Source organism: Bradyrhizobium quebecense (assembly GCF_013373795.3).
GTDB classification, from domain to species: Bacteria; Pseudomonadota; Alphaproteobacteria; order Rhizobiales; family Xanthobacteraceae; genus Bradyrhizobium; species Bradyrhizobium quebecense.
This window is the reverse complement of the sequence record NZ_CP088022.1, coordinates 5,172,744-5,199,465: the sequence shown is the minus strand read 5'-3', so window position 1 is coordinate 5,199,465 and position 26,722 is coordinate 5,172,744. Positions and strand designations below refer to the sequence as shown.

Annotated in this window: 22 protein-coding genes; 17 read left to right on the top strand and 5 right to left on the bottom strand. The window is 64.2% G+C overall.

Annotated features, from left to right (window positions below):
* Positions 1–9 precede the first annotated feature (9 nt).
* The 11 genes from HU230_RS25055 to HU230_RS25005 all read left to right on the top strand — a co-directional run bounded on the left by HU230_RS25055 (position 10) and on the right by HU230_RS25005 (position 11,802).
* The gene (locus HU230_RS25055; RefSeq protein ID WP_224943542.1) at positions 10–1,563 is read left to right on the top strand and encodes a class I adenylate-forming enzyme family protein; all 1,554 of its coding nucleotides are present in this window, start codon (positions 10–12) and stop codon (positions 1,561–1,563) included.
* A gap of 59 nt (positions 1,564–1,622) precedes the next feature.
* A complete protein-coding gene (locus tag HU230_RS25050) occupies positions 1,623–2,360 on the top strand; it encodes an SDR family oxidoreductase (RefSeq protein ID WP_092116714.1) in 738 nt (245 codons plus the stop codon).
* A 12-nt stretch (positions 2,361–2,372) separates the two neighbouring features.
* Entirely contained in the window at positions 2,373–3,554 is a 1,182-nt protein-coding gene (locus HU230_RS25045) for an acyl-CoA dehydrogenase family protein (RefSeq protein WP_176529403.1), read from the top strand.
* 65 nt (positions 3,555–3,619) lie between these two features.
* On the top strand, positions 3,620–4,750 hold the full coding sequence (locus HU230_RS25040) for an acyl-CoA dehydrogenase family protein (protein WP_176529404.1): 1,131 nt from the start codon (positions 3,620–3,622) through the stop codon (positions 4,748–4,750).
* Positions 4,751–4,765: 15 nt separating this feature from the next.
* Complete coding sequence (locus tag HU230_RS25035) at positions 4,766–5,953, top strand: acetyl-CoA C-acyltransferase (RefSeq protein WP_176529405.1); 1,188 nt, start codon at positions 4,766–4,768, stop codon at positions 5,951–5,953.
* A 21-nt stretch (positions 5,954–5,974) separates the two neighbouring features.
* Complete coding sequence (locus HU230_RS25030) at positions 5,975–6,985, top strand: NAD(P)H-dependent flavin oxidoreductase (protein WP_176529406.1); 1,011 nt, start codon at positions 5,975–5,977, stop codon at positions 6,983–6,985.
* A gap of 12 nt (positions 6,986–6,997) precedes the next feature.
* Positions 6,998–7,771: an enoyl-CoA hydratase-related protein gene (locus tag HU230_RS25025; RefSeq protein WP_176529407.1), complete on the top strand. Its 774-nt coding sequence runs from the start codon at positions 6,998–7,000 to the stop codon at positions 7,769–7,771.
* A 39-nt stretch (positions 7,772–7,810) separates the two neighbouring features.
* The gene (locus tag HU230_RS25020; RefSeq protein WP_176529408.1) at positions 7,811–8,971 is read left to right on the top strand and encodes an iron-containing alcohol dehydrogenase; all 1,161 of its coding nucleotides are present in this window, start codon (positions 7,811–7,813) and stop codon (positions 8,969–8,971) included.
* Between the two features lie 26 nt (positions 8,972–8,997).
* A complete protein-coding gene (locus HU230_RS25015) occupies positions 8,998–9,804 on the top strand; it encodes a glutathione S-transferase family protein (protein WP_176529409.1) in 807 nt (268 codons plus the stop codon).
* Between the two features lie 39 nt (positions 9,805–9,843).
* Positions 9,844–10,545: an SDR family NAD(P)-dependent oxidoreductase gene (locus HU230_RS25010; protein WP_176529410.1), complete on the top strand. Its 702-nt coding sequence runs from the start codon at positions 9,844–9,846 to the stop codon at positions 10,543–10,545.
* Positions 10,546–10,599: 54 nt separating this feature from the next.
* Positions 10,600–11,802, top strand: a complete 1,203-nt coding sequence (locus HU230_RS25005) for an ABC transporter substrate-binding protein (protein WP_176529411.1) — start codon at positions 10,600–10,602, stop codon at positions 11,800–11,802.
* A gap of 29 nt (positions 11,803–11,831) precedes the next feature.
* Here HU230_RS25005 and HU230_RS25000 read toward each other — a convergent pair whose 3' ends face one another.
* Complete coding sequence (locus tag HU230_RS25000) at positions 11,832–13,388, bottom strand: glucosamine inositolphosphorylceramide transferase family protein (RefSeq protein ID WP_176529412.1); 1,557 nt, start codon at positions 13,386–13,388, stop codon at positions 11,832–11,834.
* 15 nt (positions 13,389–13,403) lie between these two features.
* Entirely contained in the window at positions 13,404–14,705 is a 1,302-nt protein-coding gene (locus tag HU230_RS24995; protein WP_234633837.1) for a glycosyltransferase family 4 protein, read from the bottom strand.
* A gap of 166 nt (positions 14,706–14,871) precedes the next feature.
* On the opposite strand from HU230_RS24995, the gene HU230_RS24990 reads away from it, so the two are divergent.
* Complete coding sequence (locus HU230_RS24990; protein WP_176529413.1) at positions 14,872–16,983, top strand: GumC family protein; 2,112 nt, start codon at positions 14,872–14,874, stop codon at positions 16,981–16,983.
* Between the two features lie 66 nt (positions 16,984–17,049).
* Here HU230_RS24990 and HU230_RS24985 read toward each other — a convergent pair whose 3' ends face one another.
* Complete coding sequence (locus tag HU230_RS24985; protein WP_210284181.1) at positions 17,050–18,375, bottom strand: lipopolysaccharide biosynthesis protein; 1,326 nt, start codon at positions 18,373–18,375, stop codon at positions 17,050–17,052.
* 505 nt (positions 18,376–18,880) lie between these two features.
* On the opposite strand from HU230_RS24985, the gene HU230_RS24980 reads away from it, so the two are divergent.
* Positions 18,881–20,101, top strand: a complete 1,221-nt coding sequence (locus HU230_RS24980) for an FAD-dependent monooxygenase (RefSeq protein WP_176529415.1) — start codon at positions 18,881–18,883, stop codon at positions 20,099–20,101.
* Between the two features lie 129 nt (positions 20,102–20,230).
* Here the strand turns inward: HU230_RS24980 and HU230_RS24975 are convergent, their stop codons facing one another.
* A complete protein-coding gene (locus tag HU230_RS24975; RefSeq protein ID WP_176529416.1) occupies positions 20,231–21,361 on the bottom strand; it encodes a GNAT family N-acetyltransferase in 1,131 nt (376 codons plus the stop codon).
* A gap of 497 nt (positions 21,362–21,858) precedes the next feature.
* Here HU230_RS24975 and HU230_RS24970 point away from each other — a divergent pair, with 497 nt between their 5' ends.
* The 4 genes from HU230_RS24970 (at position 21,859) to HU230_RS24955 (ending at position 26,458) form a co-directional block, all read left to right on the top strand.
* Positions 21,859–22,671 carry a WecB/TagA/CpsF family glycosyltransferase gene (locus HU230_RS24970; protein WP_176534880.1) on the top strand — a complete coding sequence of 271 codons (813 nt, stop codon included), beginning with the start codon at positions 21,859–21,861 and terminating at the stop codon, positions 22,669–22,671.
* 74 nt (positions 22,672–22,745) lie between these two features.
* Complete coding sequence (locus HU230_RS24965; RefSeq protein ID WP_176534881.1) at positions 22,746–24,035, top strand: O-antigen ligase family protein; 1,290 nt, start codon at positions 22,746–22,748, stop codon at positions 24,033–24,035.
* Complete coding sequence (locus HU230_RS24960) at positions 24,032–25,057, top strand: glycoside hydrolase family 5 protein (protein WP_176529417.1); 1,026 nt, start codon at positions 24,032–24,034, stop codon at positions 25,055–25,057. The genes HU230_RS24965 and HU230_RS24960 overlap by 4 nt, the downstream gene beginning before the upstream one ends.
* A gap of 180 nt (positions 25,058–25,237) precedes the next feature.
* Positions 25,238–26,458 (top strand): MFS transporter, encoded by a 1,221-nt coding sequence (locus HU230_RS24955; protein ID WP_234633891.1) that lies wholly within the window; start codon positions 25,238–25,240, stop codon positions 26,456–26,458.
* Positions 26,459–26,473: 15 nt separating this feature from the next.
* Here the strand turns inward: HU230_RS24955 and HU230_RS24950 are convergent, their stop codons facing one another.
* On the bottom strand, positions 26,474–26,665 hold the full coding sequence (locus HU230_RS24950; RefSeq protein WP_176529419.1) for a hypothetical protein: 192 nt from the start codon (positions 26,663–26,665) through the stop codon (positions 26,474–26,476).
* Positions 26,666–26,722 lie beyond the last annotated feature (57 nt).

The window sequence follows — 26,722 nt, the reverse complement described above, 5'->3', positions numbered from 1 at the left end:
GAGGTTTCAGTGCAGGCGTTGACCCAGTTTGTCGAAGGAAGTGTGGAAGGTCTGCCGAACCGCATCCACGAGGTGATCAATCACTACGTCGTGACGACGCCAAATCATCCGGCGCTGATCGACGACGAGATGCGGCTGACCTATCGCGAGCTCGATCAGGCGGTCGATCGCGTCGCAGGCGCATTGCAGGCGCTCGGCATCCGCGCCGGCGACCGCATGATGATCGTGAGCGAGAATTCGATTCCGCTGGCCTGCCTGCTGCTGGCGGCGAGCCGGCTCGATGTCTGGTCGATCGTGGTCAATCCGCGGCTGTCGCCGCGTGAGCTGGATCAGATCCGGGATCACAGCGGCGCCCGTCGCGTGTTGCTCACTGCTGACGTCTCGCAAGAGGCAGCCGCGCATGCCGCGCGCTATGAGGCTGTCCTGCAGGATGTCGGCCCGCTCCGCGGCGTTGCCGTCACCGGCCTGAACTTAGCGACCACCGCCGAGCCGGTCGAGGCCGACGGTGCAAACCAGGTCGCGGTCCTGATCTACACGTCCGGCACCACGGGCACGCCAAAGGGCGTGATGCTGACCCACCGCAATCTCCTCTTCAGTGCCCGGGGCACCGCAGGCTTCCGCAAGATGGCGGCCGATGACGTGCAATATTGCGTGCTGCCGATCTCGCATATCGTCGGCATCTCGCTGCTGACGATGACCCTGATGGTCGGCGCCACCGTGCGCCTGGTCGCCAAGTACGATCCGGCCGCGCTGGTCAAGGCGATGGCCGAGGAAGGCATCACGATCCTGAACGGCGTGCCCGCCACCTATCAGCGCCTGCTCGAATACCGGCGCAATGCCGGCCTGCCGAAGCTCGATCGCGGCCGGCTGCGGGTGATCTCGGTGGCCGGCGCGCCGCTGGACCTCGAGCTTAAATCCCGGGTCGAGCAGGAGCTCGGGCTGCCGCTGCTCAACGGCTATGGCATCACCGAATGCTCGCCCGGCATCTCCGGCGTGCGGCCCGATAACCCTCGGGCCGACCACGCGGTCGGCACCGTGATGCCGGGCCTCGAGGCAAAACTGGTCGGCCGCGACCTGAAGCCGGTTGCACCGGGCGAAGTCGGCGAGCTGCATGTCCGCGGCCCGAACGTGATGCGCGGCTATTACCGCGCGCCTGATCTGACCGCCAAGGCGATCGACCCCGACGGCTGGTTCAACACCGGCGACCTGGCGCGCTTCGAGAATGACGTCCTGTACATCGTCGGGCGCACCAAGGAGATGATCATCCGCTCCGGGTTCAACGTCTATCCGGCCGAGATCGAGGCGGTGCTGAGCACGCACGACGCCGTTGTGCAGTGCGCCGTGGTCGGCCGGCCGGTCGAGGGCAATGAGGAGGTCATTGCGTTTGTGCAGCTGATCAAGGGGTCGACGGCCACCGTGCAGGACCTGATGGCCCATATTGCCCCGCAACTCACCTCGTACAAGCGTCCATCCGAGATTATCCTGATGGACGCGCTGCCTGCGACATCAACGGGCAAGCTCCTGAAGCACAAGCTCGCGGAGTCGCTGCGCAGCCAGATCTAGCGCACAAGGCTGCCGCGTTGTCCGCAACATCGTTCACACGAACAAGACCGGAGTACACCATGCAGAAGAGAAACAAGACGGTCGCCGTCATTGGTGCCGGTGATTTCATCGGCGGTGAGATCGCCAAGAAGTTCGCCTCCGAAGGCTTCACGGTCTTCGCCGGCCGCCGCAACGGCGACAAGCTCGCGCCGCTGGTCAAGGAGATCGAGGCCGCCGGCGGCGAGATCCATGCGCGCTCACTCGATGCGCGCAAGGAGGAGGAGATCATCTCCTTCCTCAACGACGCCGACAAGCATGCGCCGCTGGAGGTCTGCATCTTCAACATCGGTGCCAATGTCAATTTCCCGATTCTGGAGACCACCGAGCGCGTGTTCCGCAAAGTTTGGGAGATGGCCTGCTACTCGGGTTTCCTGGCGGGGCGTGAGGCGGCGCGGCTGATGACGGCGCGTGGAGAGGGCAACATTTTCTTCACCGGCGCGACCGCGTCGCTGCGCGGCGGCAGCGGTTATGCCGCCTTTGCCAGCGCCAAGTTCGGCCTGCGCGCCGTGGCGCAGGCGATGGCGCGCGAGCTCGGACCGAAGAACATCCACGTCGCGCATCTGATCATCGATTCCGGCGTCGACACCGAATGGGTGCGGCAGCGTCGCATCGAGGCGCTCGGCCCGAACGCGCTCGACAATCCCGATCTTTTGATGCCACCGGCTTCGGTCGCGACGTCCTACTGGCAGCTCTACCAGCAGCCGAAGAGTGCCTGGACCTTCGAGCTGGAAATCCGGCCCTTCGGCGAGAAGTGGTAAGGAGCACGGCAGATGGAGCTCGCGCTATCCCCTGAAGACGCGGCGTTTCGCGACGAAGTCCGCGCCTTCATCAAGGACAATTATCCGGCGGAGATGCGCGTCCCCAATCCGGAGACCGATCTCTCCAAGGAGCAGATGCTGCTGTGGCATCGCATCCTGCACAACAAGGGCTGGATCGCGCCGCTCTGGCCCAAGGAATATGGCGGGCCCGGTTGGTCGATCACGCGCCGCTTCATCTTCGAGCAGGAGACGACGCGCGCCGGCACCATGCCGCCGCTGGCGTTCAGCGTCACCATGGTCGGCCCCGTCATCTATACGTTCGGCAACGCCGCGCAGAAGGCGAAGTTCTTGCCGCGCATCCTGTCCGGCGAGGACTGGTGGTGCCAGGGCTATTCGGAGCCGGGCTCCGGCTCCGACCTCGCCACCGTTCGTACCAAGGCGGTGCGCGACGGCGACCACTACATCGTCAACGGCCACAAGACCTGGACGACGCTCGCGCAGCACGCCGACTGGATCTTCTGCCTGGTCCGCACCGATCCCACGGCGAAGCCGCAATCCGGGATATCATTCCTGCTGATCGACATGAAATCGCCGGGCGTCACCGTCCGTCCGATCATCACCATCGACGGCTCGCACGAGGTCAACGACGTCTTCCTGGAGGATGTCCGCGTTCCGGTCGAGAACCTGATCGGTGAGGAGAACAAGGGCTGGACCTACGCGAAATTCCTGCTCGGCAACGAGCGCACGAGCATGGCCGGCATCGGCCGCTCGACGCGCTACATCGCGCGGCTGAAGAAGATCGTGAAGGCCGAGATCCCGGAAGACGATCCGGCGCATCTCGAATTCATCAGGGACATCGCCCGCGTCGAGCTCGACGTGCTGGCGCTGGAGGCGACCGAGCTTCGGGTCGTCGCCCAGATGGCGCGCGGTATCGATCCGGGACCGGCGGCCTCGCTGTTCAAGATCCGCGGCACCGAGATCTTTCAGGATATCACCGAGCTGACCCATCGGGCGATCGGCAATGACGGGCTTGCGATCCGCGAGCATCCGGTCAGCGCCAATCACTTCATGCCGGGCCCGGACTACGGCCACACGGCGTCGGAGAAGTATCTCAATTCGCGCAAGCTCTCGATCTACGGCGGATCGAACGAAATCCAGCGCAACATCATCGCCAAGGCGGTGCTTGGTCTCTAGAGCGGGATGCTCAAACAAGGCGTTAGAGCCATCGCGCGTTAGCAGCAGCGGCACGAGAGGATCGGATGGATATCCAGTTCACGGAAGAGCAGGAATTGTTGCGGGCCAGCGTGCAGCGGCTGCTGCGCGACCGGTATGACTTCGATGCGCGCCGCAAGATCGTGGCGAGCGAGGACGGCTTCAGCCGCAAGCATTGGGCCGAGTTCGCCGAGCTTGGCCTGCTCGCCGCGCCATTCGCGGAAGCCGTCGGCGGGCTCGGCGGCGGACCGCTGTCGACCATGATCATCATGCAGGAGTTCGGCCGCCATCTCGTGGTCGAGCCGTTCGTCGAGACGGTCGTTGTGGCCGGCCGCCTGATCGAGCAGGCAGGTTCCGACGCGCAGCAGCAGGCCTATATCGCCGACATCATCGCGGGATCGAAGCTCTGGGCATTGGCGTGGACCGAGAGGGGCTCGCGCTTCGATCTTGCCACGGTCACCACGACAGCGCGCCGGGACGGCAATGATTATGTGCTCACCGGCGAGAAGACGGCGGTGATGGCCGCGCCTTGGGCGGACTATCTGATCGTCTCGGCGCGGACCTCGGGCCATCGTCACGATCGCGGCGGCGTCAGCCTGTTCGTGGTCGATCGCCGCGCCGCCAATCTCGATCTGCAGAGCTTCAGGACCATCGACGGCCGGAGGGCCGCCGAGATCAGCCTGCGCGGTGTACGCGGCGAACTGCTCGGCCGGGAAGGCGAGGGCGTCGCCGCGCTGGAGGCCTGCCGCAACCGTGCCATCGGCGCACTCTGTGCCGAGGCGGTCGGCGCGATCGGCGAGCTGAACGACGCGACGCTGGACTACTCCAAGACGCGCAAGCAGTTCGGCGTCACGATCGGCAGCTTCCAGGTGCTGCAGCACCGGATGGTCGACATGTTCATCGCGCATCAGGAAGCGTTGTCCCTGATGCAGCATCTCAGCCTCAGTCTCAGCGACGACGAGGCCGGCATCTCCCGGCTCGCCTCGGGCGCCAAGTCCAAGATCGGCTATGCCGGCAAGTTCGTGGCCGACCAGGCGGTGCAGTTGCATGGCGGCATGGGCATGACCGACGAGCTCAATGTCGGTCACTACTTCAAGCGGATTTCCTCCATCAACATCCAGTTCGGCGATCCCGCCTATCACGTGCTGCGCTATGCGCAGCTCGACGCGGTCGCATAAGCCAGAGAGGCAAGTATGTCACAGGATGCAGTCATCGTTTCCACCGCGCGTACCGGCGTCGGCAAGGCCTATCGCGGCGCGCTCAACAACACCGACGGCCCGACCCTGGCCGGCCACGTGATGGCCGAGGCCGTCAAGCGCGCCGACATCGCGCCCGGCGAGGTCGAGGACGTGGTGATGGGCTGCGCCATGCAGCAGGGCACCATGGTGATGAATGTCGCGCGCAAGGGCGCCATCCGGGCCGGACTTCCCGTCACCGTTGCCGGCACCACCATCGACCGGCAATGCGCCTCCGGGCTGCAGGCGATCGCGGTCGCCGCGCGTTCGGTCATGCTCGACGGCGTCGAGATTGCGATCGGCGGCGGCATCGAGTCGATCAGCCTGGTGCAGAACGAGCACATGAACAGGTTCCACGCTGTCGACGACGAGCTGATGGCGATGAAGCCCGAGATGTACATGTCGATGCTGGAGACGGCGGAAGTCGTCGCCGAGCGCTACGGGATCGGCCGCGACAAGCAGGACGAATACAGCCTGGAATGCCAGCGCCGCGTCGGCGCCGCGCTGCAGGGCGGCCGCTTCAACGACGAGATCGTGCCGATCACGACCAAAATGGCCGTGGTCAACAAGGACACCAAGGAAGTCAGCTTCCAGCAGGTGACCTTGGCCAAGGACGAGGGTCCGCGGCCGGATACCACGGCGGACGGGCTCGCCAAGATCAAGCCGGTGTTCGAGGGCAAGACCATCAGTGCCGGCAATGCCAGCCAGCTCTCGGACGGTGCTTCGGCCTGCGTGATCATGAGCGACAAGATCGCCGCGCAGAAGGGGCTGAAGCCGCTCGGTATCTTCCGTGGTTTCGTCGCCGCCGGCGTCGAGCCGGATGAGATGGGGGTCGGCCCGGTCGCTGCGATCCCGCGGCTGTTGAAGCGGCATAATCTGAAGATCGACGACATCGATCTCTGGGAGCTCAACGAGGCCTACGCGGTGCAGGTGATCTATTGCCGCGACAAGCTCGGCATCGACCCGGACAAGCTGAACGTCAATGGCGGCTCGATCGCGATCGGCCATCCCTATGGCATGACCGGAGCGCGGCTCACCGGCCACCTCCTGATCGAGGGCCGGCGGCGCAAGGCGAAATACGGCGTGGTGACCATGTGCATCGGCGGCGGCATGGGCGCGGCGGGCCTGTTTGAAATCGTCCACTGACCGGAAACGCGGGAGAAACTTGTGAAGACAGCAATCACTGAACTGTTCGGCATCCAGCATCCGATCATCCAGGGCGGCATGCACTATGTCGGCTTCGCCGAGATGGCAGCCGCGGTGTCCAACGCCGGCGGCCTCGGCATCATCACCGGCCTGACCCAGCGGACGCCGGAGCTGCTGGCGAAGGAGATCGCGCGCTGCCGCGACATGACCGACAAGCCAATCGGCGTGAACCTCACCTTCCTGCCAAGCTTCACCGCGCCGCCCTATCCGGAGTATATCGCTGTTATCCGCGAGGGCGGCGTCAAGGCGGTGGAGACCGCGGGCCGCAGCCCGGAACAGTATATGCCGGCGCTGAAGGCAGCCGGCATCAAGGTGATCCACAAATGCACCTCGGTGCGGCACTCGCTGAAGGCCGAGAAGATCGGCTGCGATGCGGTCAGCGTCGACGGCTTCGAGTGCGGCGGCCATCCCGGCGAGGACGACATCCCGAACATGATCCTGCTGCCGCGCGCGGCGGACGAGCTGACAATCCCGTTCGTGGCCTCGGGTGGCATGGCGGATGCGCGCAGCCTCGTCGCCGCGCTGTCGATGGGCGCTGCCGGCATGAACATGGGCACGCGTTTCATCGCGACCAAGGAAGCGCCGGTGCATGCCAATGTGAAGCAGGCGCTGCTCGATGCCGACGAACTCGACACCCGCCTGGTGATGCGCGCGCTGCGCAACACCGAGCGGGTGCTGAAGAACAAGGGCGTCGATGAGCTGCTCGAGATCGAACGCGAGAAGGGCGCCAAGCTGAAGATCGAGGACATCCACGAGCAGGTCGCCGGCGTCTACCCGAAGGTGATGATCGACGGCGAGATGGATGCCGGCGCCTGGAGCTGCGGCATGGTGGTCGGCCTGATCCACGACATCCCGACGGTCAAGGAGCTGATCGACCGCATCATGACCGAGGCGGAGCAGATCATCCGGCAGCGGCTGACCGGCTTCCTCGACGGCAAGTTTGAAACCACGGCGGCCCGCGCGGTCGCCTGACGGGAGAGTGCCATGACCGAGCATGTCAAAGTGGAGGTCGCTGCCGGCGTCATGACGCTGACCCTGCAACGGCCCGAGAAGAAGAACGCGCTGACCGGCGCCATGTATGACGCGATGTCGAACGCGCTGAAGCAGGCCGAGGCGGATCCAGCCGTCCGCGTGATCCTGTTCCAGGGCGACGGCGACAGCTTCACCGCGGGCAACGACCTGGCCGACTTCGCGAGCCAGGCGCGCGGCGAGAGCGCGGTCGATAGCCCCGCGCATCGCTTCATCGAGACCATCAGCAAGGTCGGCAAGCCGCTGGTCGCGGCGGTGCAGGGCAACGCGGTCGGCGTCGGCACCACCATGCTGCTGCATTGCGATCTGGTCTATCTCGCCGAGAACGGCCGGCTGATCACGCCCTTCGTCAATCTGGCGCTGGTGCCGGAGGCGGCGTCGAGCTGGCTGCTGCCGCTCAGGATCGGACATGCGCGCGCCTATGCGATGTTTGCGCTTGGCGAGCCAATGGATGCGCAGGGCGCGCTGGCATCCGGCCTCGCCAATGCCGTGGTGCCGCAGGCGGATCTGCGCAAGAAGGCGCACGACGCGGCGGTGGCGTTGACCAAGCGGCCCGCGGGTTCGCTTGGCATGACGAAGAAGCTGATGCGCGAGCAGCAGCGGATCGCGGCGCAGATCGCCGAGGAAGGCGTGTTGTTCAAGGAGCGGCTGACGACACCGGAAGCGCGCGAGGCCTTTGCCGCGTTCGCCGAACGGCGCCAGCCCGACTTCACCAAGCTGTCGGCCTGACCGGCAGCTAACTCACGGACACATCGAGGGAGCGAAAGCATGCGCGTCGTCGGCAGCCATCAATATCCCAGCATGGAATCCGTGATCTACGGCAAGCCGGCAGCCGAAGCGCTGCGCGAGGAGGCCGAACGGCTGGGCGCGAAACGCGTCTATCTGATCGCCAGCCGCACGCTGAACACCACCACCGACGAGATCGAGAAGATCCGCAAAGGGCTCGGCGATCGCCATGCCGCGACCTTCGACGGCGTGCCGCAGCACACGACGCGGGATGTCGTGACCCAGATCGCGCGGCAGGCCAGCGAAGCCAAGGCGGACCTCGTCGTCGCGATTGGCGGCGGCTCGGTGGTCGATGCGGCGAAGATCGTGCTGATGTGCATGGAGCACGAGATCTTCGAGCCAGCGGGGCTTGACGGCTTCGAGACCACGCCGGATCGCCGGTTCGGACCGTTCCGCACGCCCAAGGTCCGGATGATCGCGATCCCCAGCACGCTCTCGGGCGGCGAGTATAATTCCGGCGCGCTGGTCACCGACACCAGCCGCAAGCTGAAGCAGATCTTCAACCACCCGATGATGATGCCGCGCAGCATCATCCTCGATCCCGCGATCACCAGATATACGCCGGAGAAGCTCTGGCTCGGCTCCGGCACGCGCGCGATGGATCACGGCATCGAGGCGATCTGCTCCAGCCGGCCCAACGTGCTGGTCGACGCGGTGTGCCAGCAGGGACTGCGCTATCTGCACGAAGGCCTGCTGCGCACCAAGGCCAATCCCGATGACGAGGCGGCGCGGCTGAGATGCCAATTGGGCTCGTGGCTGTCGGCCTTCGGACTGCAGTCGCGGGTGCCGATGGGCGCAAGCCACGCCATCGGCCATGTGCTCGGCGGCACCTGCGACGTTCCTCATTATTTCTGCACGGCCGTGATGATGCCGAGCGTGCTGCGCTACAACCGCCCCGCGACGGAAGCCGCCCAGCAAGCGATCGCCGCCGCGCTCGGTGCGCCCGGTCGCGACGCGAGCGAGGCGTTCGCCGGCTTCATTGCGGAGCTCGGCCTGCCGCGGCGGCTGGCCGATGTCGGTGTCGGCGAAGACCGCTTCGAGCTGATCGGCCGGAACGCCATGCTGTCGATCTTCACCCGCACCAACCCGCAGCCGATCCGCGAGCCCGGCGATGTCGTCAAGATCCTGAAACTGGCCGCCTGAGGCAACAGCATCTGGAGCAGCCCATCATGGCCGCCTTGCGCATCTTCTCCTATCTGCCGAACCCGCGGGTCTGGAAGGCAACCATCGCCGCGCGGTTCTGCGGCGTCGACGTCGAGGTCAGGGGCGCCTCCGGCAAGGAATTGCGCGACTGGCTCTGGGATTACGATGCCCGTCCGCTGGCAGAGCAGGAGCGCGCTGAGCTCGCCTCGCTCGCGCGAGCCGGCCGGGTCGGACTGACCGGCGCGCAGCTCTTCAAGACCGATGCGTTCATGGTGGCGCAACCGTTCGGCAATGTGCCGGCGGCGTTCGGTGCCGACGGCAAGGTCGGAATCTTCGAATCGAACAGCATCATGCGGGCAGTGGCGCGGCTCGGCGAGGCGAAGTTCCCGCTCTACGGACGTGACGCCTATGAGGCGTCCAGGATCGACAGCTTTCTCGATGTCAGCCTGGTCTTTGCGCGGGATACTCAGATTTATCTGCTCGCGCTGTCGGGCGGCACGGTCGATGCGGCCATCCATGCCCGCGCCAAGGATGCGTTCGCGATCTATGCCTCGGGGATCGAGCAGGCGCTGTCGCCACGGCGAGAGGCGCTGGTCGGGAACGGTATTTCGATCGCCGACATCTGCCTGGCCGCCGAACTCGCGCTGTTCATGAATGAGCATGCGCGGACCGAGCAATTGCGCGAGCAGGGGTTGGAGAGAATTCTGCACCCGGGGGTGCAGGGTACGTATCCGCTGATGTTCGCTCACTTTGCCCGGCTGGTCGAGCACGCGCATTTCAGGCCGGATCTCAAGCCCTACGTCGAGAAGCTGCTGTCGAAGGCGGCCGCCTGATCTTGAAATCTGTTGGCTGCAACGCGGAGGATTGACTGCATGACCGCACCCGTCTGTCTGATATCCGGCGTTGGGCCCGGCACCGGTTCGGCGCTTGCCCGGAGGTTTGCTGAAGGCGGCTATCGGGTCGCACTTCTCGCCAGGAACGAGGAGCGTCTCGCCGCGCTCGAGAAGCAGCTGCCGGGTGCAAAGGCCTATCGATGTGATGTGTCCGACCCGGTGCAGGTCGAGACGGTGGCGGCGGCGGTGGAGGGGGATCTCGGCCATCCCAGTGTCATGATCCACAACGCCGTCGGCGGGGCGTTCGGTACATTCCGCGAGATCGATCCGCAGATTCTCAATCGCAACTTCCAGGTCAACACGATGGGCCTGTTGTACCTGGCACGGCGGTTTGCTCCGGCGATGATCAGCGCCGGCAAGGGCGCCATCGTTGCGACCGGCAACACCTCGGCCTTGCGCGGCAAGGCCGGTTTCGCGGGGTTCGCGCCGACCAAGGCGGCGCAGCGCATCCTGGCCGAGGCGATGGCGCGCGACCTCGGGCCGCAGGGCGTCCACGTCGCCTATCTCGTGATCGATGCGGTGATCGATCTGGAATGGACGCGGAAGCGCTGGCCGGAGCGGCCGGACGATTTCTTCATCAAGCCGCGCGCGATCGCGGACGAGGTCTGGCACGTCGCCCATCAGGACCGCAGCGCGTGGTCGTTCAACGTCGAGATCAGGCCGTTCGGCGAAGCCTGGTAGGCGCCGCTCGGCGCCGCAAGAGCCGGTCTATTCATAAGAGTTCAGGGGGAGTTCATGTTGGTGAAGACGTTTGCTGTGTCCATCGCGATGCTTGCGGCCGTTGCTGTTACTGCGGTCCGCGCGGAAACGCCCGGCGTCTCGGAATCTGAAATCAAGATCGGCGCGACATTCCCGTTCAGCGGCCCGGCATCCCCGCTGAGCAATACCGGCAAGGGCCTCATCGCCTACGTCCATTCCATCAATGATCGCGGCGGCATCAACGGCCGCAAGATCAACCTCATCACCTATGACGATGCCTATTCGCCGCCCAAGGCGGTGGAGCAGACCCGCAAGCTGATCGAGAGCGACGAGGTCGCGTTCCTGTTCAGCCCGCTGGGGACGCCCGGCATCGGCGCAACCATCAAATATGTGACCGCGAAGAAGGTGCCGCACCTCTTCGTCGTCAGCGGTGTGACCAAGTTTGCGAACTTCGCCGAGTTTCCGCTGACGACCACCGGGCTGCCGAGCTACAACACCGAAGGAAAGATCTACGCCAGGTACATTGCCCAGACGGCGCCCGACGCGAAGATCGCGATCCTCTACCAGAACGACGATCTCGGCCGTGACTTCGTGGCCGCGTTCAAGGAAACCCTGAAGGGCGAGTTCGACAGGAAGGTGGTGACGTCTCCCTATGAGGTCACCGAGCCCACCATTGAATCACGCGTGGTGACGCTGAAGGCGTCGGGCGCCCAGGCGTTCCTGATCGCCGGCACGCCGAAATTCGCCGCGCAAGCGATCAAGAAGGCGAGTGAGATCGGCTGGACGCCACTCACCATCGTGAATTACGTGTCGAGCTCGGTCTCCTCGACCATCGTGCCGGCCGGAGCGGACAAGGCGGTCGGCGTCGTCGTGGCGACCATCGCGAAGGATCCGAACGACAGGAAGTGGGCCGACGATCCCGGCATCAAATGGTATCGCGCTCATTTCGAGAAGTATCTTCCGGGTGCCGATATCGGCGATAGCAACTATCTGTTCGGGACCCAGCAGGGCCAGATCCTGGAGCAGGTGCTGAAGCAGTGCGGCGACGACCTGTCGCGCGAGAACATCGTGAAGCAGGCGCGCAACATCAAGGGACTTGTGCTGCCGACGCTGATGCCGGGCATCACGGTCAACACGGGACCCGACAACAGCATGGCCTATACGCAGCTTCAGCTGCAGCGCTGGACGGGGAGCTCCTGGGAGCAGTTCGGCGGCGTGCTGAGCGCCGAGCCGAACTGAGCCGCGGGGTCGATCGCCGACGAGGCGCGCTAATGGAGCCACCGTGCGATCGGCTTCGCCAGCGCGTTTTGCCATTCCCGCTGCGTTGACCGGTCGCTTGACCGCAGCCCGTTCAGCAGGGCCGTGGTCTTGGGCTGAACACGCGAGCCGTCGATTACCTCGAGCTGGCCGCACCGGTTGAGCGTGTGGAGCTTGCGCCCGCTCCATTGCGGCCCGGGCTTGAGCAGATGCCGAACGGCCTGCTTGTAGGTCGTTGGCGACAGTTCGAGCACTTCTGCAAGGCCGAGCGCCGCGCCGTATCCGTTGGTGCAGTCCTGCACCGGCCGCCACAGCTTTCCATCGACGGTCACGAAGTTGCCGGCCGGCCGCGTGGTCGCGCGATCCATCAGGATCGGATTGGCCGCATGCGGTTGCCAGGGGCCGAGCAATTGCCCGGCGTAGTAGATCGCCAGCGTGTCGGAATAGCCGCCGGTGCCGTCGCGCCAGGCTCCGAACATGTAATGGAGCCCGTTGTGCTGCGTGATCGTCACGTCGGCAAGTTCGAGGCCGGACAGCAGCGTTGAGTGCCGCTCCCACTTGTCCGGAAAGCGGATGCATTTGTAGATTGGAACGTCCCGATGCGCGGTGCTTTCCGGGATCATCCAGAGCTCGCCGCCATCCTCGATCAGGAACGGGTAGGACAAATGCCAGGGCTCTTCGAGCACCGGCATCACCGTGCCGATCGGCCCGCTGCCGTCGAATTCGATCGCGGAAATGATGCCCTTGCCGGTCCGGTGGTCGAGGTCTTCGAAGAACACGAAGGTCCTGCCCTGCCATTTCACCGGAAACGGATCGGCATAGAAGTGGTTGCCGGGATCGCCGAGCACGTTCCAGGCAGGTCCCGACAGGTCGCCGGTGCGCCAGGTATCCGTATTCCCGGCGAAGCGCCAACCGACATGCCAATGCGGCGCGTAACAGCACAGGCGATAGATTCCCTTCGCGATCGAAGTCGCCACGCCGCGCACGACAAAGGGCGCTGGATTTCGCAGCTCGCCGCCGCTCGCCGGAGCAGCCAATTGCGGCACCAGCCGCGGAGCTCCTGACAGAATCGGCGGCAGCATCGACAGCGTGCGTGCCATCACGGTTTCGAGCCCGCCGCTCAGGCCAGCCGCGATTTCCGCGGAGGGATGGCCGCGGTCCATCACCGAGCCGTCGAGCTCATTGACGATTTCGATCACCGGCAGATCGCCGGCGAGAATGGCCGCCAGTGCGGCGCCTTCGCCCGCGCTCCCGTTGAAACGTGGACGGAGATACAGTTTCGCGGAGCAGTTCGGATCCCGCTCGGCGCTGGTGAAGTCGACCACCACGTCGGGGTTACCCGCGCGCGGCCGCTCCGGAATCGTCGTCACCCGGTCGGCGCCGCCGGCCTTGCCCTTGCGCAGGACGATGCGTTCGAGCTCGAACAGCATGTCGAGGCCGGCGGGCCGCGGTGCCGGCGTCGTGGTCCATGAGATTTGAACGGGAATATCCTGATCGTTGACGCGCAACGACTCGCGGCACATCCAGAGCCGTGGCTGCGCGCGGTCGCAGCGAAACTCGATAATCATGGCCAGCCCAACTTCCTAGTGCGCGTCCGCTCCCACGGCGTCGCCGAGAATGCGGACGTATTCCTCTATCATGGCATCCAACGAATAACGCGACTTCAGGCCCACGGCGCTTTGCCGCAGCTGGTCGCTCAACACACGATCTGTCAGGACCTTCGATACGGCGGCCGAGAATTCGGCCTCGTTCGAAGCGTCAACGAACACCGCGGCAGGCTGCCCTTGGTAGGACAGCACCTCGCGCAGCACGGGGAGGTCGTTGACGACGCAGGGAATGCCGGCGCTCGCGGCTTCGACCGCGGCAAGGCCGAAGGTTTCGGCCTGCGTGGGGAATACGAAGACGTCCAGGCACGTCAGGAAATCGGCCATCTGGCGCGGTGCAATCTCGCCGATGAGGTGCAGCCGGTCCGAGACATCAAGCTCGTCCGCCAGGGCCCTCAGCCGCCCTTCATCCGCGCCCTGGCCGGCGAGCGCAAGGTGCCAGGATGGATCGGCAGCCAGCAGGCGAATGGCCGCATCGAGCCGCTTATGCGGGTGCAGCCTTGCCGCACAGCCGAGCAGGATGTGATCCGGCGGCAGCTTGAACTGTTGCCGCGCAACGTCCTTCGGCAGGCTGTGCGACTTGTCGTCGAAGCCGTGCGGGACGTGCTTCATGCGCGATCGATACGGAGCCGGATAGCGCGCATATTCGCGCTCCATGTCCCGCGAGTTCAGCGTGATGCACTGGAAGAAACCGGTAGAGCCCATGATGATGTCGGCAGCGCGCACCGGCATGCTCATCGACAGCGCCGAGGACACCTGGTTGGCGATCACGGGGGCGCGGCTGACGAGGCGCGACACGCCTCCGCCGATCACATTGCCGAAGTGCTGGAAGGTCAGCACGACGTCGGGCTTGATGGTCCTGAGATGACCGGCGAGCGCCCACAGCATGCGCAGCAGCGCCACCGGATTTCCCGGACGGGTCTGCGCGCAATAGAACGTATCGGGCGGCTCGTCGAACGAATCCGATTTGCGGAAGAAGAACAGGTTGGCGACGTCGTAGCCGCGTGCGGTGAGGCCGGCGCCGAGCAACCGCGAGATCTCCTGCGCGCCGGCGTTCTCGGCCTGGGTCTGCACCAGGACAACACGCAGCTTTCGCTTGCTCTCGTTCGGTCGATCGCGTGATGCGGTCGATGCCTCGCGCAATTCTATGCTTGGCGTGTGCTGGAGCACGGATTCCTCACCCGTTGAAGGGGTGGATTCGTCCCCTTCATTTTTGCGCGCGTAACTATCACGCGAAGCGCGCTCGTGCATCGAGTAGCGTGTGTTGAGGTTACTGCTCATTTAGCAATCAGACATGTGTCGGCAATCGAGAGCTATTATCTCACAGATAGGGTACAGCCGGCTCGTTAACTAATTGGTTACGGCAACGCAAAGAGGGGGTAACCGGCGATTAACCATAGATATTTACGTTGAAGCAGTACTGTCAGTTGAAGTCGAGTCAGAGCCCATGAAGTTCGGTAGCCGGATAGGCCCGAGACGTTCCGAAGTCACGGAACCCGCAGCGTCGTGGGAAACTGCCGGCGTGCCGGCTGGCCAATCCCCCGCGGAAACCACCAAGGGCGTGCTTAGCATTCCGGGTGTGGTGGCCTTTTTTCGCGAGAAGGGTCAACGCATCCTGATGCTTGCCGCGGTCATCTTCGCGGTCGGTATCATCTTGTTGATGTTGATCCCGGCGCGTTACGCCGCCACGGCGCTCGTCGTCGTCGACCCGCGCGAGCAGCGCGTCACCGCCGATCAGGACGTCCTGCCCGGGATCGGTCAAGATGCCGCAGCGCTGCAGAGCTACGTCGAAATCGCCAAATCCGATGGATTTCTCGGGCCGCTGATCGATCAGCTCAAGGTCGCCGAGGACAGCGACATCGCCGGCGGCAGGACCGATGCCACGCGCCTGCTCGACCGGTTTCGCAACCGGCTCGATATCTCAAGGCGCGGACTAACCTATGTTATCGCCATCAAGTTCACGTCCAACAGCCCGCAGCGCGCCGCGCACTACGCCAATGCGGTGGCCGAGGCGTTCGTCGCCAGCCAGCGCGGGACCCGCAGCGTGGCAACCGACGAGGCCGCCGACTGGCTGAAGAGCCGGCTCAAGACCTTGAACGACCGGCTGCGGTCATCGGAAGATGCCGTTGCCAAGTTCAAGCTCGAGCACCGGATCGTCAACGCCGGCAAGGAATCCACCACGCAGCAATTGCGCGTCACCGACCTGACGCAGCAGGTTGCCGCGGCGCGCGCCCGTGCCGAGGAGGCCAAGTCGCGCTATGAGCAGCTGCAACGCGACCTGAAGGCCAATGTCGACGGGCCGGTCAAGCAGGACCTGCTGAGCGCGCTGCGCGCCCAGCGCTCCGCGCTCAACGACCAGATTGCCCAGAAGCGTGGGGTGCTCGGCGATCGTCATCCCGACCTCGTGATGGCGCTCAGCCAGTTGAGCGATCTCAACCGGCAGATCGAGATCGAGCGCAAGAAGAACATCGACACCGCGAAGTCGGAATACGAGGCGCAGCGCGATCAGCAGAAGGCGCTCGAAGACCAGCTGAAGGCGGCCGAGCACCAGATCCTTGTCGATGGTCAAGCGCTCGTCAAATTGCAGGAACTGCAGCGCGATGCCGATGCCAACAAGAATATCTACGAACAGTTTCTGTCGCGCTACAGGACGACCGACGAGCAGCGCGGTCTTCAGAACTCGCAGACCAAGGTGGCATCGCCCGCGACGCCGCCGGTGCGTTCGACGCTTCCGCCGCTTTCTCTGCTGCTCGTCGCGCTCGCGATCGTCTCGCTGCTGACGTCGACGGCGATCGTCGCCGTTCCCGGACTGAATCTGAAGCAGCTCCCGATCAAGAGCATTCCGCCGCTGCGCCGTGCCGAAGCGCCCGCATCGACCCCGACCCCGGCCGCGCCGCAATCTGCGCTGCCGCCGGGATTGCCGGTGCTGGCCCGCATTCCCAACATGGTGTCGTCAGATGCCGTCAGGAGCGTCTGGCAGACCCCGATTTCGACGACGGCCGAGCCCGATCTCAGTCCGCATCTTCAGTTGCTGATCGAGAACATCGAGCAGCTTCCGGGTGAGCACGGCAAGGTGGCGCTGCTGCTGTCGGTCGAGACCGGTGCGGGCGGCAGCACCGTCGCACGGTCGCTCAACCGGTCCGCCGTCAAGAACGGGATGCTCAGCGTCCTGATCGAGATAGAAACCAGGCGCACCGAAGCCGCGCCGCCGCAAGGCTCGGGGATCATCAAGGCCGATCTGCCGTCGGTCGTCGAACTGCTGGGCGCCAGCAGCAAGGCGCCGCCCTATCCGCAGGACGACATTCGCGCCGATTTCGGCCTGATCATCGTCGACGCATCGTCGCTTGCGATGCAGCCGGCCGCGGTCGCGCTGGCCGCCCAAGCCGACCTGGTGATCCTGGTGGTTCGCGAGGGCGCTGCCAACCCGGCTGCGATCGGCAAGGCGCGGACCGATCTGTCCAGGTTCGGCTCGGTCCCGATCGCGCTGGTCGTCAATCGCGTGGCGGCCAATGCCGCGGTCAGCAACCCTCAGCGCGAAGCCGTGGGATTGGCAAGCTGAAGGTCTAAATTCTTGTTTGATGGGTTTTCTTCACGCGAACCGGCGTCCACTTCGCTTGAAAACGCACTAGTCCTTGCTATCCGCAACGCGGACTGCGTAAGCGCCGGCCTTCGACGACGCGAGATGCGACAACACCAGGATTGACGGGTCGACGCCGGTCCGCCGGCGGCACAGCACATTGAGCGCGACGGTGGCGAGCACCAGGGAAACCGTCGCCGAGATCGCCGCCCCGAGCACGCCGAGCCAGGGGATCAGCACGACAAATCCGATCAGCCGCAACGCCACGTTGGCGGCGACAACCGGAACATAATCGCGCTCATGCCCCGTCAGCTGCAGGACCGCGGCGGACGGCCCGCCTGCCGCCTGGAAGGCCGTTCCGATCGCGAGCACGATCAACACCCACTGCTGCGCAGCGAAATGCGGTCCGAACAGGCCGAGCAGGTAGGGAGCGCCGACCCAGACGATGACGAGCCCGCTGAGCACGCAGAGCGCGGTCACCTCGGCCATCAGCTTCAGCGTATGTTCGAGCTCGCGGCGATTCTTGCTGAAATACAGCGACGGCAGCCGGCGCGCGCCGAACGTGTAGAGCGCGGCGGAAAGCATCGCGAAGATGTTGGCTAGACGCGAGGCGGCGAAATAGACGCCCGCAGTGGCCGGATCCAGCATCCAGTAGACCAGGATGACGTCGAAATACTGGTTCGCCGCTTCGAGAATCGAGGCGAGCCAGAAGCGGAACGCACTGCGGTTCCAGCGCGACGTCTCGAAGCGCGCCGTGACCGCGCGCAGGTTCGGCAGCACGCGCACGATCGACACGATCTGCACGACCAGCCCCAACGCCATCGCGACCGTCATCGCGGCGAACAGTTCGGCGGGGGTGAGCTGGCGGTGGCCGATCAGCGCCGCGATCAGGACCAGGACAATGGCAACTCGCCAGAAGAATTCGCGATTGCCTTCGCCCATCAGGATGCTGACCAGCGATCGTGCGATCTGGCTGCCGAGCATCAGCCCGGCATTGACGGCGGTGAACGCCGAGACCGAGAGGATCAAGAGCCACCATTCGCCGCGAATGCTTGCCACCGCGGCGATCGCGGCGATCGAGATCAGCATCCCGATCGCCGAGTACTTCAGGCTCGACAGCAGCACGCCCTTGGTCAACTCGGCCTGGCCGCGCACCTCGTACTCATTGAGGAAGCGAACCAGCAGCAGCTCCTGGCCGACCAGGCCCACGACCGCGGCGATCTGGGCGACGGAGAGCAAGGTTGCGAAGTCTCCGAACGCGTCAGGCGTCATCGTCCGCGCCGCCAGCGAGAACAGGGCGAACGCGAGCCCGCCGCTGCCAACCTTGAGCAGGATGGTCCCGGCAACGCCGCGCGTGACATCACGCCGTAGCATTTGAAGAACGGAGGCAATCACAAGCGACGTCTCAATATCCTGTCAGGCTGCTGACCTTAACAACCGGTGAGGTCTGGAGTGTTAATGTTCTCTTGCTAAAATTCCGTTCCTTTCAACCGGGCTTGAGGCGCTACGGCCAATATGTCGCGCTGCTCCATTCTGGAACGCTGCCGTCCTCGCTGTGTCCAAACGGCGCAGATTGGATTTTCCTCCGGCACCCGGTGCGACAGCGTGGACCGCGCTGGTTGAAACCGCGTTAGCGCGCCAACGGCATCCGTCGAAGCTCCATGGCCTGGCCATTGCCCCGCCAGCCTGCCGTGGAGCGCCCAAAACGTCAGTTTCATGATCGTTATTGCTGCAAGCCATGTGCCGGGACGGGGCCGATCGCGGCGGGGACGTTGTCGTTAACCTCAATAATGGAACTCGTCGTGTCCGTTCTGCGCGGCGGCAGGGCAGGCAAGGAAATTGCAGTTCTGTAGTCAATTAGCCGTCGGAGCGGACAAAGATGATTGCCGAGGAAAGCATGACCCAGCCGATCGCAACCTGCGAGGCTGAAACGATCGAAGCGGACGTCGCCATTGTTGGCGCCGGTTTGGCGGGCTCGCTCGCGCGGGCCGTCCTCACGCGTGCCGGGTATCGGGTCGTCCTGATCGACAAGCGTTCGATCCCGCCGGATGAATTCCGCGTCGAAAAGATCGCCGGACGGCAGATCGATATCTTCCGCCGCCTGGGCTTCATCGACGATGTCGAGGCCGTCGCCTCGTCCTATGACCGGGTGCTCAACATCAGGGACGGCAGACTGGTCGATATCGGCGTCGGCCGGTCCTACGGGGTTTCCTATGCCAACCTCGTCGACATGGCCCGCGGCCTGACGCCTGATACATCCAGCTTCCTGCTCGACCAGGTGAACAATGTCAGCTGCGGCGAGGATCGTCAGCAATTGACGCTGGCGTCCGGAAAACGCGTCGTCTCGCGCCTAGTCGTTCTGGCGACCGGCATGGCGGGCGCGCTTGGCTACCATCTCGGAATGCGCCGGCAGATGATCGCCGCGCGCCATTCGGTGACGTTCGGCTTCACGATCGCGCGGCCGGATAACGCGCCATTCGGCTTCGACGCGCTGACCTGCTATGGCAAGGAGGCGGCTGACGGCGTCGACTATCTCAGCCTGTTCCCGATGTCGGGCGGCATGCGCGCGAACCTGTTCATGTTCCGCGATCCGACCGATCCGATCATGCGCGAGCTGCGCCGCGACACCAGGCGGACGCTGCTCCGTCTGATGCCGGGACTGGAGCGCTACCTTGGCGATTTCCAGATCGTCGGCCAGGTGCACAACTGGGTCATGGACTTGTCGGTGACCGAGGGCCATCTGCAGCCGGGCGTCGTGCTGATCGGCGATGCCTACCAGACCAACTGTCCTGCGGCCGGTACCGGCGTGAGCCGCCTGCTGGTGGATGTCGAGCGTCTCTGCACCGAATATGTGCCGCGGTGGCTCGAGACCGACGGCATGGGCACGGAGAAGATTGCGCAGTTCTATTCCGATCGCGACAAGCTCGCCGCCGACCGGCATTCACTGCAACTGGCGCACTTCCGCCAGGCCTTGACCTCGAACACCGATGTACGCTGGACCATGCAGCGGAAGCTGCACTTCCTGCGTCGCGTGATTACGCATCAGGTGGACCGGATTCATCCGGGATGGGTCATGCGCGTTCGCAGCGCGCTCCGCTAGAGCATGATCCGGAAAAGTGCGAAGCGGTTTTCCGAAAAGATCATGCTCAAACAAAGAGCTAATGCGCGATGACGATTCAACCTAATCTCATCGCGCCTTAGGCAGCAGTAAGGCTTTTCCCAAGCGGCCTTACCGCGTGCCGGTCGAGGTGCGGACCGGCCTGAGGTCGGTCACCCGCTTGGCGGCCTGCTTGATCCAGGGCGCCTGCTTCAGCGCAAACAGTGCAAGCGATCCGGCCGCGCTGCCGGCCTGTGTCACGCTCGACATCGGCGTGGGCTGGCCTCCGAACTGCATCTTGTAGGGTTCGTCACCGATGGTGAAATCCAGCACCCGGTCTCCGCGCTCGATGCAGTCTTTGGCGACACTCTCGAACGTCAGCGCGCCGATCGACTGGCTCTTGTATCCCTCGATGTCGAAAGCCGTCATGACGACGAGCAGGCTGCCGCGGTGCGCCAGCCCAAGGGCGGTGGCGATGACCTTGCCATCCATCTTCATGGCATAGAGCCGGGTAAACGAGCCCATGCCGCGAAGCGCCACGCTCGAGTAGAAATCGAAATATTCCGGACGCTGCAGCAGGTCACCGTCGCCGTGTGCCTGGAAACGCGGGCCGCGAAACTTCCTCATCACGTCCATGGCTTCGCCGACGGAAGCGCTGTCGTTGCAGCATGCGAAGGTGAGCGTGCCCTTCTTGTGGATCTGGCGCCATTTCTTTGCCAGTTCCTTTTGATAGGATTTTCCCAGTGCGTTGAGCTCCCATTGCTCGAACGGCGCGGACAGGACCGTCGCATAGGCATTGGTATCCATCAGACTGCGGTGAGGCGCCCCGAGCAGATTCTCGATCGGCATCCTTGCGTCGAGCAGCTTGGGAATGCGCAGCAGGTCGAATGGCCGGACCAGTTTGCGAAGCTTCTCGCAGGCCTGGCGGTCCAGCAGCAGGTCGGCGAATGTCTTGGCGGCGCAGACCGGCGACAAATAGTCGGACACGCGAAGGTCCGCGAATTCGATCGTGCGCATCGGGCCGCGCCGCACGCGGAGCAGCGGCAGCACGGCCGCCAGCGCCTTGTTGGTGCGATGACGGACGACGACGACCAGCGGCTTCGCTGCCGCGGCGGGAGCGAGCCTGCGATAGAGGCTGTCGAGCCATAGCGGATGCTGGAAGGCGGTCGCGTCCGAGCCTTCGAACAATGTCGCGTATTCTTCAGACAGGAAGTCGAATGCGTCGTCGATGCAAACATCGAACGCGTCATCATTCTTATTCATGTGAAACCAAACAAACGGGTTTTCAAAGCGCCGGTCGAGCCGCCGTGATCTGCTTATAGCAAAGGCTGATGATCTCGGGCACCGGGAGATTACGATTTGTATTAATGTAGTCCCTTGACCTTTGCGCAGTGTTGCTGCTCAAACATCGCCGGCCTTGCGGAATCCTGTGTGATGCTGTCGCTCCGCCCAGCGCCGGCATCGTTAACAATCCCTTACGGTCCGTCTCACACGTCGCGCTGCCGCGTGATATCGCATCCGTCTGGACCGGATATTGCAGTTAGGTGCACGTAAGCACTGGAGCCCCTGCTGAAATGTTGACTAACAGCCAAAAAGCCCGCGTTTCCGACGCAATCTCGCCCCGGCAGGCCGATCGCGAGCGGCCGCGGCGTCTCGATTCGGATATGGCTGCTCCAGCTGTCCGGATTTGCAACACTTCGAGCGCCGGGCAGCTGGCTTCCTCGACGGATGTGCTAGCCGAATCAACGATGCCGAACGGCATGCTGGAGCGGCGCACCAATCCTGTCGGCAGGGCTGCGACCGCCAGGGTTGCCCGGGCGACGATCGGCGGGCTGCGGCTCGCCGTGCTCGATCGCGAGCAGACCGCGGACTTCATGGTCGAGGCGGTGTATCCGAACCGGCGTATCAATCGGCCGCTGTATCTGACATCAGCCAATGGCGAGGTGTTGTCGCGCTGCTCCACCGAGCCGATGACCGACCGGCTGTTCCGTGCCGCCGACCTGATCAATGCCGACGGGCAGCCGCTGGTCATGGTGTCGAAGCTGCGGTCGCCGAACCCGCTTCCCGAGCGTGTTGCGACCACGGATTTGTTCCACAACGTCGCGCGCAAGGCGGAAGAACTCGGGCTGACCTTCTACCTGTTTGGCGCGAACGAGGCCGAGAACAAGGCGGCAATCGCCAATGTCCGCCGGGCCTACCCGGCTCTCAAGATCGTCGGCCATTCGCACGGTTATCTGCGCGGCGACGCGCTTCGGGCCAAGGTGGATGAGATCAACGCTCTTGCACCGGACTTTCTCTGGGTCGCGCTTGGCGTGCCCTACGAGCAGGCCTTCGTCGACGAATTCATGTCGCGGCTTGGCAATGTCGGCGTCATCAAGACGTCGGGCGGATTGTTCAACTTCCTGTCCGGATCGCGGCCGCGCGCGCCGAGATGGATGCAGATCGTCGGGCTCGAATGGGCCTGGCGTCTTTGGCTCGAGCCGCGCCGGCTGTTCTGGCGCTATCTGACGACCAATCCGCACGCTCTCTATCTGCTGTTCAACCGGACCCGGTCTTCGGCGACCAGGGACTGAATCCGTACCGAGTGCAATGTGCCGCTCCGATCCACCGGAGCGGCGAGCTCTTCAATGAGCGGAGTACAACTGATATGGACGGTCGAGCAGTCGATAGCTCGGTCTGGCAGGCGCCGGGCGTTGATGCGGAAAATTTCGCGCGAACCCTCGTCAATTGGTCGATCACCGTCAACGTGATCATGTCGATGGGGACGTTCCACCCCGCGCTGCTTCCGACCGAGGTAACGCTGGTTCAGCAGGCCGTCGCCCTGCTGATGTGGGGCGTGCTGATCTATGCGAGCCTGTTCATCCGTCCCTCCCTACGGCTGGCGTTCAATCTCGATACGCTTGTGATCGTCGCATTCTATGCGTTCGCCACGCTCTCGGTGTTCTGGACCAATCTGGACGCGGCGGCGCTGATGAAGGCCGGGGCGCTCGCGATCACGACGCTGGGCGCGTTCTGCATGGTCAGCCGCGTCGACATCGCCGACATCGTGAAGGCGACCACCCGCGGCCTCCTTGTCCTGATCGCCGGCTCAGCGTTTTGTGCGGTCGCACTCCCGGACATCGGCGTGGACCAGACCTGGATGCACAATGGGCAATGGCAGGGCGTCTTCGAGTCGAAGCAGACCCTGGGCTTCGCCGGTGCCTATCTCATGTTCTTTGCCTGTTATCGAAAGATAACCGGACAGGGATGGCTGCCGTTCCTCGTGACGTTCGCACTGGCCTCGACCTGCGTCGTCTTTTCGGAGTCGCGCGGCGCCGGCGCCTTGTCGCTGGTCGCCTGTGCGCTGTTGCTGACCTCCTTGTGGTCGGTCAGCTGCATGCGGGTCTACGCGGTGCTGCCATGTGCCATGTGCGTCGCGGCCGCGTTGCTGATGCTGTACTTCTACACGACCGGATACGACTCGATCCACGTGTTCGACACGACGATCAATTTTACCGAAAGAACCTTCATCTGGCATTACGCCATCAGCCATTTCGATGATGCGCCGCTGTTCGGATTTGGCATCAACGGCTTCTGGACCAGACCGGAGATCTACGACTATTTCAACCAGAACCACGGCTGGGTGCTCGACAATTACCACAACGGCTACATCGCCATTCTCGTCGAAACCGGATTCCTGGGCTATTTGCTGTTCATGGCGAGCGTCCTTCTGTTTTCCTACAAGATGCTCTGCCTGATCGCGGAGCGGGCGATCGACCGTCTGCATTGCGCGCTGATCGTCGGGTTCGTCTTCCTCAACTGCCAGACCAATTTTACCGAAACGGTCTTCCTGCGTTCGACGATGTTCACATCGGTGCTGCTGATCGCCTTTTTCTTCGCCGCTTGCCGCTCGTTGCCGTCGTCGCGCCTGCAGCTGCGCGAGCTGGAGCCGTCATGACCGCGTTTCGATTTGTTCCGCAAAGAGCCTTAAGCGTGCTGCTGGCGGCGGCGCTTTCTGCCGTGCTGATCTCGCCCGCGCGTGCGGCTGGGCAGGGGGCATCTGCGGACGTCGCGGCGTTGGGGCGCGGCATCAATATTCTTGGCTATGACGGCATCTGGCAAGGTTACCCGAACGCGCCCTTTCGCCTGGAAAACCTCACCGCCATCCGCAAGGCGGGCTTTTCACACGTCCGGATCAACTTCTTCGGCTTCAAGCACATGGATTCCGGCAACATCCTGGATGACGCCGTCCTGCGGCGCCTCGATGCCGTGATCGAGCAGGTGCTGGCGAGCAAGCTGATCCCGATCCTCGATGAGCACGACACCGATCTCTGCCAACGCGACGTGCCGGAATGCACGGCGAAGCTCAAGGCGTTCTGGCGCCAGATCACGTCGCGCTACGCGGGCAAATACCCGGCGCTGGTGTTCGAGATCCTGAACGAGCCCGGTGGGAATATGACGTCGGCCGAGTGGAACGCGCTGCTCGGCGAATGCCTGGCCATTGTCAGGGGCACGAATCCGACGCGCGATGTCGTTGTCGCCGTCCTGAACACCGAGGAACTGCCGGTCGAGCAGCTGACGCTGCCGGCCGGTGACAGGAACCTGATCGTCACGTTCCACTATTATTTGCCGCTGCAATTCACCCATCAAGGCGCGCCGTGGTCGGCGACCTTCTCGAAGATCGGCCCGTTGAGCTGGGGCTCCGCGGAGGACGAAGCCAAGGCCGCCGCCGATTTCGACAAGGTCAGGTCCTGGTCGGAGAGGGAGCAGCGCCCGATCTATCTCGGCGAGTTCGGCGTCTACGAGCGTGCGCCGGCGGAGAGCCGGGCGAAGTACCTGTCGTTCGTGGCGAGGCGCGCTGAAAGCTTCGGCTGGGCGTGGGCCTATTGGCAATTCGATCACGATTTCGCGGCATTCGACGGCGCCCAGCAACGCTGGAACAGGGACATCCTCCGCGCGATCATTCCTCCGGCTCGATGAACCCATGCGGCCCACGCGCGGCCTCTGTCAGGATCGCGCGGAACGCCATGCCTTGCCTTGCATGGCCCGAGGATTGATACTCGCTCCGGACAGCCTAGGGAATCGAGAGCGTTGCCGGACATTGCGAGCAGGGAACAGTTCGATGTCAAGCGCGCCGCCTTTGCCGCGACCATCGGCAACATGCTGGAGTTCTACGACTTCATCACCTACAGCTTCTTTGCGACCGAGATCGGCCGCACCTTCTTCCCCGCGCATAGCGAATACGGCAGCCTCATGCTGTCGCTTGCGACCTTCGGTGCCGGCTTCCTGACGCGGCCGATCGGCGGCATCGTGCTCGGCATCTTCTCCGACCGGGTCGGCCGGCGGCCGGCGATGCTGCTGAGCTTTGCGCTGATGGGTGGCGCGATCCTGACCATCGCGCTGACGCCGTCCTATGCCGCGATCGGCGTCGTGGCGCCGATCATCGTGATCCTGGCGCGGATGGTGCAAGGGTTCGCGCTCGGCGGCGAAGTCGGACCGACCACGGCCTATCTCATCGAGATCGCGGCGCCCAGGAATCGCGGCCTGGTGGTGGCATGGCAGCCCGCCAGCCAGGAGGTCGCAGCGACCGTCGGCGCCCTGGTCGGCGTCATCCTGAGCAGCACGATGGCGCCCGACATGCTCCAGGCGTATGGATGGCGCGTCGCGTTCCTGCTCGGGGCGGTGTGCCTGCCGTTCGGCATATGGATGCGCCGGACATTGCCGGAAACGGTGCCTCACGGCGACCGCGCTGTCGCAAGCGTCGAGCGCTCGAACCATGTCATGCTGGCGCGCCGGCACCTTCGGGTGATCATGCTGGCCGTGATGATCCTGGCCAGCGGCACGATCTCGACCTACGTGACGCAGTACATGACGACCTATGCCAAGAATACGCTGCATGTGTCGCCCTCTTTGGCATTCACCGTCTCGCTGGTGAGCAACGGACTCCAGATCATCGGCGCGGTACTGGGCGGCTGGCTTGCCGACCGGCTCGGACGCAAGCCGATCATGATCTGGCCGCAACTGGTCGTGCTGGTGCTGACCTATCCGGCCTTCCTGTGGATCGTCCGGGACCCCGGCGCGTGGTCGCTGCTGTTCGGCTTCGGCATCCTGTCATTCATCGGATCGCTGCCGTTCACGGCGTTCTATGCGGCCTTCACCGAAGCGCTGCCGCAGAATATTCGCGGCGGCGTGTTCGCCACGATCTACGCGGTCGCGATCGCGACCTTCGGCGGCACCGCGCAACTCGTGGTCACGTGGCTGCTTCATGTGACGGGAGATCCACTGGCGCCGTCCTGGTATCTGCTGCTCGCGGCGGCGGTCGGTATCGTGGCGATGAGCCTGATGCCCGAGACTGCCCCGGTGAAGATAGGCGAGAAGTAACCGCTGAGCTCAGGCTCAGTCCATGTTGCGAAAGGCGTGGCCGTTGGCCTCGATCTCCTTCACGAGCTGCGGCGGCAGGTTGGCTTGCGCCGAGGTGCCGTCGAACACCCAGTCTTTGGCATCCGCCAGATCGGGGAGACCCGCACCCTTGTGGACATAAATGCCGACCGACGGCTTCTTCGGGTTGATGTAGAGATCGTAGTCCATTGCGCGCCTCCTCTCCGTTGAAGTCCAACGGAAGCTCCGGCACAGATTGGCCGGAGG